Here is an 11119-nt window from a genome sequence, read left to right as displayed (position 1 = left end):
GTCGCCATGTCACTGAATACTCGTCCTAGAAAAGCGTTAGATTGGCTTACACCATTAGAGAAGTTTGCTCAGCTTGTTGATTATCATAAGGCTTTTGAAACTGTCGCACCTCATGTTTGAATTCGCCGACATTTAACAGAAACGGAGCTTAAGCTCCGTTTTCCATTTCTAAATTAGTCAACCTATATAAAATTTTAAATCGATAAAAACCGTATAAAGTGATCAAAAAATCTCTATAAGTTTTTTCTATCGACCGGATAAAAATACCTAAAGAAGTTAAATGGTTCTTTGCCTAATTTAATTAACCTTTTTTCTAAAACTAGATACGTAATAGAGCCTGCCAAGATCGAAGAGGTAATCAGTATAGAGCTAAATAGGTAAGGGTTTAATATATTGAGTTTGTTTAAAACCATAGCAACTGGGCTTAAAGTAAAAGGATGAATCAAATATAAAGAGTAAGATGAATCTCCAAGATGATTAAAGAATCTTAAAATTAGTGATTTAGTTTCTGTGATTAAGTCTTCTAAAGCTACGCATCCAATAAAAATGAAAAACATTGAGATCCCGATTTTTAATGATCTCAAGGTGATGAAATCAGGTAGTTTATAAAAGTTTTGATAGGCTAATAGGGAAGCACCGACAAGAATCATAAATATAGACATTAATCGGGAAAGACTAGTATTTTTTATAATGATAAATGCCAGAACGCCTAAAGCGAATTCAAGCAAAAGATTATGGGTTAAAAACATCAGAAATTCAGATTTTGGTTGGAGTATTAAACCTATAGCCACAATAACTGAAAAATATAGAATGATAAAAAGATATTTATATAAGTCTTTTAATAAAAAGATTAGAAAAAATGAAAATATAAAATAATAATAAAATTCGTAGCTTAAAGTCCATCCATTATTAATTAAAAATTTACTGCCATTCGGAATTAAAAAGAAAGATTCGAAAATTCCTGTTTCACCACCGGATGAATTTATAAGATTTGGAGAAATCAGAAATACGATTAAAGCAAAAAAACTGAGAACCCAATAAAGAGGAATGATTCGAATGAATCGGTTTCTCATGAAATTTAGAAAATTAACTTTTTTATTAGATCTCTTGCGAAAGTCATTATTGCAAGTTTATCCGGTTTACGAGTGCAGCAATTAAGTTAATGCGTAAACCGAATCTTTTCCGTCTATTTCGATAGCGTTCACTTAATATTCTAAATCTTTTCAATTGACTATTAATGTGTTCGATCACAACTCGTATTTTCCCAATCATTTTATTGTACTTTTTCTCAACATCAAATAAGGGTAAATTCTTCTTTTTCTTTATTGGTATCAATAATTTAAAGCCATCTTGCTCTAATCCGTAGTACCCTAAATCGGTCATAACATATTCACAATGTTTGAATTTCTTAACCGTTTTTCTTGCCAATTTAATATCATGCTGACTGCCATTCGATATATCTAGCCCTATGATTTGTTTGCTGTTCGGATGATAGATCACTTGTGCTTTTAGCGTATGTTTCTTCTTTTTACCACTGTAGAACTTACTTTGATTTTTTTTTCGGACGTTCTATTGAACATTCTGTCGCATCAATAATGACCCAGTTAAAGTGTTCGTCTGCTGTGGTAATGCTTCGTTTTGGCAGAGTAAAACGTCTTGATTTCATCAATGCATCTTCAACCTTTTTAATGGTTCGATTCACATTACTTTCAGCGATATGGTAATTTGCTGCTAATTCCAGTTGAGTGCTGTAGTTCCGTAAGTAATTGAGAGTTAATAACAACTGATCCTCTATATCTAAAGTATGAGGACGACCTGATTTCTTTTTGAGTGATTCTGCTTTTTCTAAAACCTCTACCATTTCAGTAAAAACATGTCGAGGTACGCCAACCAAGCGTTTGAATTCAGAATCTGAAAAACGATTTAATTTCTGATATCTCATGAAATTTATATTGAGGTGGTTTTTACTTTCGCAAGAGGTCTATTATATGTTGTATAACACATAATAAAGCCAGAGATTATGAAAAATAAATCAACGCCAGAACCACCTATGTGATACCACTGAAGCGTATCAACACTGTATTGTTGTCCTTTAAAGGAGGTATGACTTATAACTACCATTAAGGCAGCAATCCCCCTAAGAAATTGCACTGAATAAAGCATAGTTATTATTTTATTAAAGTATTTAATTTAAACTACCATACTCAATGTTTGTCTAACAAATATACCTAGTGAAAGACCGTGAATATTACTAATTATTTAATCTAAAATCATTACGGTTGGTTTTATGTAAAAGTAGCCGTATTTTACGGGAACTCAAATATTCACTAGAGTTTAGAAACTGGTAAAAAATGAATTTTTTATTAATTATTATTATTTATTAACCGGCTTAAAATATGTTTCAAAATTTTAATAAAAAGTAAAAGTACTCAGCTTAATAAAAGAAATTCCAGAAACCATTGATGAATTAATTCAAAGATCACGTATACATTATTAACTTCACACCAAAATTTGGGAATTTTCTATAAGTAGATGAAAGATATAGGTAGTAGTGATTGCTAAGATTTCTGTTTAGAAACTTCAGTATCATCTTCAAATTTTTAATCATTAAATAATAAAAAACCCCGGCATCCTGCCGGGGTTCTTTGTATGGGTTAGCTTGGTATAACTCCTGTCGTACCTTACTGTCCTTGTGCTTATCTATTGTTATCCTTATGTGGAACTCCCTGTTCCTGATGTAATCATCATATGAAAATTCATTTAACTAAAATAGGGGTAAAGAACTTGAATAGCTGTAAGTCAAAGAGTACAAGGTTGATTATTAAATAGGCATGTTTTTTGTATCATTTAGAAATTAAAAACAATTACCCTTTAAAAATATTTTGAGAAAAGAGGAAGAATGTACATACTTAATAAGTTGCTTGAGCTCGACTTGGCTGTCGTTTCAAAATTGAATAGAGCGACTCATTTAATCCTTTCCTTCATCTTTGCTAGTGGATGTAGCAGTTGCACTACTGATAGAGAATAAATCACTGATTTGTATTTTGGTCGGGTTGCCGCTGTTCTGGCAAAGATAACTGATGCTCAAATTACATGGGCATTTAGAAAGTAAAAAACTGATACTTGATGGCAGATCTCAAATAGCAAAATTTTGAAGCTTTTTAATATAGAAATATTTAAAAAATACATGTTCAAAGCAAGTGGCTGAATTTATATAAAAATTCATTTTATTTTTCAAGTTATTTTACTATTCGATAAATTATTTTGTATCTGATCATAGAAAATTTTTATAAAATCAGTTATATATATTAAACAGAAAAATATTGAGTAATGTACATAATCTAAAATATTGAGGTAGACAATGAGCGACGCAAGACTTTTATATGTTAGTAAGTTGTATGACTGCGAAGATCCAATGAATGATCTATTCAATATTCTGACAGAAGCGTTGAATTTCAATTCACGTAATGCGATTTTTGGGGCTCTGTATTATGGAAATGGTTACTTTGTTCAATGTCTGGAAGGAGATAGGAACAAGATTGAAGATCTGTTCTATAAAAAAATCTTGAAAGATCCTCGACATAAAAATTGTGAAGTTCTGTATTTTGAAGATGTAAATGATCGACTCTTTTCAGACTGGCATATGAAATATGCCAATATCCATCAGGATATTCTTGGATTCTTTGCCGAACATAATCTGGATGAATTCAATCCTTATACCTTGAATGCCGAGACCATTCCTCAATTTATTCAGATATTGGCAAGTTTGAATGACCATGCCTATACATTGAAAGCAAGTTAATTCTTACATCATCATGCGATATAAGCTAAAGCTCTGTATCGCATGATTTTTTAGAATGAGCATTTACTTTAAATGAGTTAAATAAAAATATTTTATAAATTCAAAAACATAAATATGGCTAATTCAAAAAATTATATTCAGATCTCATCTTTATCATTACATACCAAGCCAAGCTTTTTAAACCTAACAATCAGTGCAAAATTCTTCTGCTATTTATCAGGCAGATGATACTTCTGTATTTTGAAAAATTTAAGTAGGACGTTGAGGTGAGCTATAAATTAACCACAAGCAGACTTCGCTTCGAAACCGCAACCTAATTTATTATAAAAAAGAAATTTTTTAGGCTAATATAAAATTCATCATGATTATAAGTATCTATATATAGGTACGCCATTGAAAGGATTACAGCATGCAACAAGAAGTCATCATTGTCGGTGGTGGTATGGTCGGCTTGAGTCTCGCGCTGATGTTGGCCAAAACCAATATTGCAGTCAAACTTTTGGAAGCGATCAAATATCCAGATTATGATGATGTAAACCTTGCACCCTATCATTCCAGCTTTGATGCACGTAATAGTGCCTTGTCACGCCGTAGTGTACAGATTTATCAGGAACTTGGGCTTTGGGATGCCTTGCAGGAACATGCAACGCCGATTCTTGAAGTGAATATCACTGAGCAGGGCAGTTTTGGTAAGGCGCGCTTAATTGCAGAACAGGAAAAAGTCGAAAGCTTTGGCCAAGTGATTGAAAATGCCTGGCTAGGTCGTGTGCTATTAACTCAAGTCAAAAAAGAACCACTCATTGAACTGATTGATGGGGTTCAGGTCAGCTCTCTGACTCAAGATGCTGAGTTTGCTTATCTTGAAGCACAACGTGGTGATGCTTTATTGAAACTTCAATCCAAAGTGGTGATTGCTGCTGATGGGCGTGATTCTTTCTGTCGTAAAGCGCTCGGTATTGGGGCTTCAGAACATGACTATGATCAGGTCGCCATTGTCACTACCGTTCAAACTTCTAAGCCACATAATCATGTCGGCTTTGAACGGTTTAGCCACTTAGGCCCATTAGCCTTATTACCACTTCCAGGTGAATATCGTCGTTCTGTAGTCTGGCCTGTGAAAAAAGGAACGGAAGGAGAATGGCTGGGTGAAGAAAATGACCAGCATTTCCTGAACGCCTTACAAGAAACCTATGGCGATCGTGCCGGTAAATTCCAGAAAACAGGTAAGCGCTTCAGTTTTCCATTGTCCCAAGTATTAGCAGAAAAACAGGCTGTGGGCCGCGTGGTCTTGATGGGTAATGCTGCACATACAATTCATCCAGTAGCGGGTCAGGGTTTTAACCTGTGTATGCGAGATGCGCATGTATTGGTGCGCTATCTGAAAGAACAGCAGTCACAAGGTGCAGACTTAGGTGATGCAGCAGTATTACAGGACTATGAGAAATCCCGTTTGAATGACCAGCAAAGAGTGATCAAGTTCTGTGATTCAGTTGTACGGGGTTTTAGTAATCAGAATCCATTCTTGAAACTGATCCGCAATACCGGACTGATTGCTTTTGATACCATTCCTGGTATCAAGCCACTGGTCGCTAACTATGCCATGGGGTTAAAAGCATGAGTTTGAATCCAAGTTCTGATGTATTAGATGTTGTCATTGTTGGTGGTGGACTAGTAGGTGGCTTGACCGCTTTATTACTTGCTCAAGGTGGTGTGCAAGCTACTGTGCTGGATGCTGCGCCTATTCTGGATTCAGACAAAACTTTAAGCGTAGCCAATCCGCGGGTTTTGGCGCTAAGTCAGGCGACCATTCATTTATTAAAAACCGTGGGTGTGTGGGACAAACTTGCACGCCAGCAGCCATATACTGGAATGCAGGTCTGGAATAAAAATGGTTACGGTGAAATTAATTTTGGTCATTCTTCAGAAAGGACACCTTCTGTAGAGCAGGCGCTAGGCTCGATGGTAGAACCGAGTATCCTGAATCTGGCCATTCAGCAAAAAATGCTTGAAGATGTACAAGATTACCGTACACAGGTCAAAGTTAGCCGGGTTGAACGTGGGGTAGATATCTGGATCATTCATCTGGCAGATGGTACCCAGCTCAAAACCAAGCTGGTTATTGGTGCAGATGGCGCGAACTCCTTTGTGCGTGAACAAGCCTTTATTGATATTGATGTACTGGACTATAAACAGGCAGGAATCAGCTGTGCGATTAGAACAGTCCAGCCGCATCAGCATGTCGCCCGTCAGATTTTTCTGGAAACCGGTCCTTTGGCTTATCTGCCAATGGCAGGTTTTAAACAAGAAGAGCAAGGCCACTGGCAATCCATAGTCTGGACATTACCTGATGATTATGCCGATGAATATGCAGCATTATCAGATGCTGACTTCACTCAACTATTGACCCGTGAAAGCTATCATATGCTGGGCGAAGTGCTGGAAGCGACACCGCGAGCTAAATTCCCACTCAAAGCTCGTGCTGCACAGCAGTATGTACAAGATGGCTTGGCACTAATTGGTGACGCTGCGCATGTGATTCATCCGCTCGCTGGACAAGGGGTTAATATCGGCTGTCTGGATGCTGCCGTACTCTGTGACGTGTTGCTGCATGACAAAGCGCGTGGAGTGTGGGCCCATGAACAGACCTTGAAACGTTATGAGCATCGCCGTAAAGGCCAGAATGATGCGATGATGCATAGCATGTCGGCGATTGGCTGGATGGAAACTACAGAGCTTTTCCCAGTGGTGTGGGCACGTAATTTCGGGCTGAAACAGGTCGAGCAACAGACAGTCCTGAAAGATGCATTTATGGCTCAGGCGAATGGTTTAAGTTTACTCAAAGATACACGTTATTCAGCCTAGCGGCCGAATGTAAATTTTTTAAACAAACATCTATAAAGAGTAACCATTTTGTTTAAAAAAGATACGATTTTTTGAAAATTAGGGCTAGGCGAAGACCAAAGAGATTGCTAAATTTCAGTTAATTTAAAGCTTGGTTTAATAGATAAAAGCGAAGCCATTTGTGGGGAGAGCAAAATGACAGACGTAAATGATTATGATGATGTAGAAGATCCTGTAATTGACGACGATGAAGCAAAAGCAGCAGAAAAAGGCGCTGCAAGTAGCGAAGAAGTTGTGAATGATACAGACGTATTGGAAGCTGAAACTTTGACTGTAACTGCTAAGCAGAAAAAACGTCAGGCACTTGAAGATGAAATTGCTGCTTTCCTGGCAAGCGGTGGCCGTATTACTGAAGTTCCAGCTGATGAATCCGTTGCAAGAGAATAATTGCACTTGATATTAGCGAATAAAAAAACACCATATTGATTGTGGTGTTTTTTATGGGTAAAGAAAAATTAATCGTTGGCAGAGGTTAGTTCCAAAGCACGTTGATAGGCAATTTTTTTCTTGATCCCGGTCAAATCTGCAGCGAGTTGTGAAGCTGCTTTGACAGACAGGTCCTGCAATAAACGCAGTAACAGCTTGTCCAGTTTTTCCTGATCCAGATCTTTCTCTTCGATAGAACCGCCAATGACCAGTACGATTTCACCTTTTTGCTGGTTATGGTCATTGGCAACAAATTCGACTAATTCACCCAGTGTCATTTTCTTGATAGTTTCAAAGGTCTTGGTAATTTCACGGGCAAAACCTACAGGACGTTCTGCACCGAATACCACTGCCAGATCTTTAACACATTCCAAAATGCGGTGGGGCGCTTCATAGAAAATTAAGGTTTGGGTTTCATCTTTCAGTTTTTCCAGAGTCAAGAGTCGTTGGCTTTGTTTAGACGGTAAAAAGCCTTCAAAGCTGAAACGGTCACTCGGTAAACCTACTGCGCTTAAAGCGGCAATTGCAGCACATGCACCCGGTACAGGAACCACATGAATATTATGTTCTTGCGCAGCACGGACAAACTTGAATCCTGGATCGCTAATCAGTGGCGTGCCTGCATCACTGATCAATGCCATATCTTCACCATTGAGCAGGCGTTGAATCAACTGATCAATCTTGTTGCTTTCATTATGTTCATGACAGGCTGTCAAAGGTGTTTGAATATTAAAGTGTTTAAGTAATTGTGCAGAAGTTCGTGTATCCTCAGCTGCAATAAGACTCACCGATTTCAATACATTAATTGCACGATAACTAATATCATCTAAGTGCCCGATTGGAGTCGCAACAACAAATAACTGAGCACTCATAGGTTTCTCCATGTGGAATAAATCGAATAATAAAAAATGGAAGATTCAAAATAAAATTTTGGGCTTGGGGTTACTGGCCTGCGTCAGCAGCGTACAAGCGGAGGTGCTGATTATTCTACCTGAAACTGGCCCCTTGGCGCGAGCCGCTTCGAGTATCAAGCAAGGATTTCTCAGTGCATATACGGCGTCCGGACAGAAAGTACCATTGAAATGGGTCAATTCAGACCAGAAAAAAATCTCTCAGCTACTCAAACAGCATGTCAGTAAAAAGACACAAATGGTGATCGGCCCTCTGGCACGTCAGGATGTAGAGCAGCTGGTGCAGTCTAAACCCAAGATTCGTACACTGAGTTTGAATGAAACTAGCCTCACGGCCCCAAATATCTGGCAATTTAGCCTGTCGAAAAAAGAAGATGCAGCTGCATTACAGAAGCAGATTGCCCTAGATGGGATTCAGCAACTGTTTGTGCTGCGTCAGCCGGGCAGTGAGTCAGAATATGAACTATTGCTAATGTCACTACTTAGCCAGAGTGAGCTGCAACTGGAAATGATCGAGAAGCCGCCATTTTTTCTGAAGAGCAAGCAGGGGATCCTATTGCTTGGCAATGCAGACTGGCTGGAATCCTTACATGGTTTAGGACATAAACGGATTTATACAGTCGCAAATGCAATTAATGAACAGCATGTTCCACCACGAGGCATCAAGTTCTGCGATGTACCGGTACTTTATTTTGCTAACTGGCCTGATGTGATGCAGGCTTATCATCAAGCACCGGTAAATATGTCCTATCAGCGCTTGATTGCTTTTGGTGGAGATGCCTGGCAAATCACCCAGTATTATTTAAACAATAAAAAAATACGCAATATTGAGTTCCAGGGTCGTACTGGAATGATTCAGGTATCAGATCAGGGCATTCAACGTACGCCGTCCTGTTTTCAGCAGAGTGCCAAAGGTCTCAAGGCACTATAAGGGTCAGCGATGCAGAAACAATTAGGTGCATGGGCAGAACAGCAGGCTGCGCAACTGATGCAGCAACAAGACTTTCAGCTCATTGCCAGAAACTGGCATAGTCGCTATGGTGAACTTGATCTGGTCATGCAGCGTGAGCAGGAACTGGTCTTTGTCGAGGTAAAAGCACGAGCTAAAACGGGTTATGCATTGGCTTTTGAATCTGTTTCCTCTGCCAAGCAACGAAAAGTCCTACAAACGGCTGTATGTTTTATTCAAAAAAATCCACAGTTTGCACATTATTACTATCGTTTTGATGTGATTTGTTTTGATTTTAATCGGTATTTTGCAAAAACCATACAGCATGATTTTTCGCAATACCCTTATGATCTGCACTGGTTTGAAAATGCTTTTACTTTTGATCAAGAGTTTATTAATCTTTGAATAAAATAAGATCTGATGCGGCAGATAAAATTTGCGGCATCATGGGAAAGTTCAAGTATGATGAAGAACATCTGGCCTTGAAAAAACAGATTATTATATTGAAATAAGACTGATTAAAATTAAGGAGTCTTGCTGAGTGGTTAAGCGTATTGCAATAACAATGCTGTGTGTCGCAAGTTTATCGGGTTGTGCCAGCTTTATTTCTAGCGGTACTGGTACGGCTCCTGTAGGTACCGAAAATGGAGCTCGGACGCTAGGACAGGTATTTATCGATTCTTCTATTGTACGTACTGCAAAAATTAATCTTTATAAACTGGATTCACGTTTTAAACAGTCAAGGGTCAATATTGAAAGCTTCCATGGCAATGTCCTGTTGACCGGGCAGGTGCCGGATGCGCATCTCAAGCAATTGGCAGAAGATAATGTCAAATCCATGAGTGACGTCAAAGCGGTGCATAATTTTATTACTGTGGGTAACCAGAGCAGCTACACTACTATCATGCAGGATACCGCCGTAACGGCGAATACCCGTGGCCTGATTATGAAAGCACCAGTAGTATCTGACAGCAAAGTGCATGTGCATACTGAAGATGGCGTACTGTATGTGATGGGGCGTCTGAACAGTGCTGAAATTGATGATCTGAATAAGGTGCTGCAACAAGTGGGTAATATCACTAAAATTGTCACGCTCATCGACAACGTGGATCAGCGCTCTGGTTATAATACTAACCAGAATTTTGCAGCGCCTGCATCTTATGCACAGTCGGGTGTTGAACAGACTCCAGTCGCCATCGATCCTGATACAGTTGAACCGACCGATGTTCCATAAGGTCAGTCAATTTAAAACGCAGCTGTCAGATCAGATCCTTGAAGTCCAACAACGTTATAAAGATTTCCGGATCTATGATTTTGGCAGTTATGCGCTGAACCGGTTAACCCCCAAACAGGGTTATAGTGTTGAAACCCAGTTAGCCTATGGCTTAAAAGCCCGTCAACGTTTTGATCTGTTTTTAAGTCATCAGCCATTAGCACATCGCCCCCTGATTGTCTTTGTCCATGGGGGTGCCTGGCTGCATGGTGATAAAAAGGATTACCACTTCATTGGTGAAGCCTTTGCCAAAGAAGGCTATGATGTGGTGGTGATGAATTATCACCTAGCGCCTGAACACATTTTCCCGATCTATATTAATGATCTGCATTTATTGCTAAATCATTTGCAGCAGCATGCAGACCAGTTAAATATTTCTACGGAAAATCTGGTCTTGATGGGGCATTCAGCCGGGGCATTTAATGTCATGTCAGCGCTATACCATCCACAAAAGGCCATGATTGAGCGGGAACAGATCCGCGCCATTATTGGTCTGGCAGGTCCTTATCATTTTGACTATAAAGATGATCCGATCTGTGCCGATGCTTTTGACCAGTCGATTCCGTATCAGCAGGTCATGCCATATTATTTTGTGGAAAATACCTCCACCAAACATTATCTGTTCATGGCAGAGCGGGACAATATTGTTGGTCATTTTAACAGTCAGGATCTGGACCGGGTTTTAAAAGACCATGGCAATCATAGTGAGCTGATTACCATTCCGAAACTGGGTCATATTACGATGATCGGTTCATTGTCCAGTTTGTTTAGCCGGTTCTTTGAAACCAAGCCGCGTGTGATGTGGGCGCTAGAAGATGCTTTCAAGTGAAGATCTGTGATCGTGGTAATTCCCATAA

11 protein-coding genes and 2 pseudogenes are annotated in these 11119 nt (G+C 39.0%); 9 read left to right on the top strand and 4 right to left on the bottom strand.

Annotated elements, in window-relative coordinates:
* A pseudogene (locus ACEWB7_RS12665) lies at positions 1-120 on the top strand (IS30 family transposase); the annotation flags it as partial.
* Between the two features lie 113 nt (positions 121-233).
* On the opposite strand, the pseudogene ACEWB7_RS12660 reads toward ACEWB7_RS12665, so the two are convergent.
* The 3 genes and pseudogenes from ACEWB7_RS12660 to ACEWB7_RS12650 form a co-directional block, all read right to left on the bottom strand.
* Positions 234-1085, bottom strand: a pseudogene (locus ACEWB7_RS12660) (acyltransferase family protein); the annotation flags it as partial.
* Positions 1086-1119: 34 nt separating this feature from the next.
* Positions 1120-1942, bottom strand: a protein-coding gene (locus ACEWB7_RS12655; RefSeq protein WP_337971625.1) for an IS5 family transposase whose coding sequence is annotated in 2 segments (ribosomal slippage) — positions 1120-1560 and positions 1562-1942 — 822 coding nt in all. Because the reading frame shifts where the segments join, the coding sequence is not laid out codon by codon here.
* A gap of 5 nt (positions 1943-1947) precedes the next feature.
* Positions 1948-2163 (bottom strand): acyltransferase family protein, encoded by a 216-nt coding sequence (locus ACEWB7_RS12650; protein ID WP_411580880.1) that lies wholly within the window; start codon positions 2161-2163, stop codon positions 1948-1950.
* Positions 2164-3361: 1198 nt separating this feature from the next.
* Here ACEWB7_RS12650 and ACEWB7_RS12645 point away from each other — a divergent pair.
* From ACEWB7_RS12645 to ACEWB7_RS12630, 4 genes are all read left to right on the top strand, one after another.
* On the top strand, positions 3362-3802 hold the full coding sequence (locus ACEWB7_RS12645) for a BLUF domain-containing protein (protein WP_004782875.1): 441 nt from the start codon (positions 3362-3364) through the stop codon (positions 3800-3802).
* Positions 3803-4211: 409 nt separating this feature from the next.
* Positions 4212-5420: a 2-octaprenyl-6-methoxyphenyl hydroxylase gene (gene ubiH / locus ACEWB7_RS12640; RefSeq protein WP_034703738.1), complete on the top strand. Its 1209-nt coding sequence runs from the start codon at positions 4212-4214 to the stop codon at positions 5418-5420.
* The gene (locus tag ACEWB7_RS12635) at positions 5417-6664 is read left to right on the top strand and encodes an FAD-dependent monooxygenase (RefSeq protein WP_034703739.1); all 1248 of its coding nucleotides are present in this window, start codon (positions 5417-5419) and stop codon (positions 6662-6664) included. Before ubiH ends, ACEWB7_RS12635 begins: the two co-directional genes overlap by 4 nt.
* 174 nt (positions 6665-6838) lie before the next feature.
* Positions 6839-7090 (top strand): hypothetical protein, encoded by a 252-nt coding sequence (locus ACEWB7_RS12630; protein WP_004782870.1) that lies wholly within the window; start codon positions 6839-6841, stop codon positions 7088-7090.
* A gap of 68 nt (positions 7091-7158) precedes the next feature.
* Here the strand turns inward: ACEWB7_RS12630 and rsmI are convergent, their stop codons facing one another.
* On the bottom strand, positions 7159-8001 hold the full coding sequence (gene rsmI / locus ACEWB7_RS12625; RefSeq protein WP_004782868.1) for a 16S rRNA (cytidine(1402)-2'-O)-methyltransferase: 843 nt from the start codon (positions 7999-8001) through the stop codon (positions 7159-7161).
* 10 nt (positions 8002-8011) lie between these two features.
* Here rsmI and ACEWB7_RS12620 point away from each other — a divergent pair, with 10 nt between their 5' ends.
* The 4 genes from ACEWB7_RS12620 to ACEWB7_RS12605 all read left to right on the top strand — a co-directional run bounded on the left by ACEWB7_RS12620 (position 8012) and on the right by ACEWB7_RS12605 (position 11091).
* Complete coding sequence (locus ACEWB7_RS12620) at positions 8012-8971, top strand: penicillin-binding protein activator (RefSeq protein WP_034703742.1); 960 nt, start codon at positions 8012-8014, stop codon at positions 8969-8971.
* Between the two features lie 9 nt (positions 8972-8980).
* A complete protein-coding gene (locus ACEWB7_RS12615; RefSeq protein ID WP_034703744.1) occupies positions 8981-9394 on the top strand; it encodes a YraN family protein in 414 nt (137 codons plus the stop codon).
* A 136-nt stretch (positions 9395-9530) separates the two neighbouring features.
* Positions 9531-10223 (top strand): BON domain-containing protein, encoded by a 693-nt coding sequence (locus tag ACEWB7_RS12610; protein WP_034703746.1) that lies wholly within the window; start codon positions 9531-9533, stop codon positions 10221-10223.
* Positions 10213-11091, top strand: coding sequence for an alpha/beta hydrolase (locus tag ACEWB7_RS12605; protein WP_034703748.1), 879 nt, complete (start codon positions 10213-10215; stop codon positions 11089-11091). Before ACEWB7_RS12610 ends, ACEWB7_RS12605 begins: the two co-directional genes overlap by 11 nt.
* Positions 11092-11119 lie beyond the last annotated feature (28 nt).

Origin of the sequence: Acinetobacter sp. NIOH-H-8, assembly GCF_046635365.1 — a bacterium.
In the GTDB taxonomy this organism is placed as follows: Bacteria; Pseudomonadota; Gammaproteobacteria; order Pseudomonadales; family Moraxellaceae; genus Acinetobacter.
Note: the sequence above shows the minus strand (reverse complement) of the source record. Positions and strands in the feature narration are given on the sequence as shown.

Coding starts and splice junctions, on each gene's coding strand:
- ubiH (WP_034703738.1), top strand. CDS start 4,212: ATGCAACAAGAAGTCATCATTGTCGGTGGTGGTATGGTCGGCTTGAGT.
- ACEWB7_RS12630 (WP_004782870.1), top strand. CDS start 6,839: ATGACAGACGTAAATGATTATGATGATGTAGAAGATCCTGTAATTGAC.
- rsmI (WP_004782868.1), bottom strand. CDS start 8,001: ATGAGTGCTCAGTTATTTGTTGTTGCGACTCCAATCGGGCACTTAGAT.
- ACEWB7_RS12620 (WP_034703742.1), top strand. CDS start 8,012: ATGTGGAATAAATCGAATAATAAAAAATGGAAGATTCAAAATAAAATT.
- ACEWB7_RS12615 (WP_034703744.1), top strand. CDS start 8,981: ATGCAGAAACAATTAGGTGCATGGGCAGAACAGCAGGCTGCGCAACTG.
- ACEWB7_RS12635 (WP_034703739.1), top strand. CDS start 5,417: ATGAGTTTGAATCCAAGTTCTGATGTATTAGATGTTGTCATTGTTGGT.
- ACEWB7_RS12650 (WP_411580880.1), bottom strand. CDS start 2,163: ATGCTTTATTCAGTGCAATTTCTTAGGGGGATTGCTGCCTTAATGGTA.
- ACEWB7_RS12645 (WP_004782875.1), top strand. CDS start 3,362: ATGAGCGACGCAAGACTTTTATATGTTAGTAAGTTGTATGACTGCGAA.
- ACEWB7_RS12605 (WP_034703748.1), top strand. CDS start 10,213: ATGTTCCATAAGGTCAGTCAATTTAAAACGCAGCTGTCAGATCAGATC.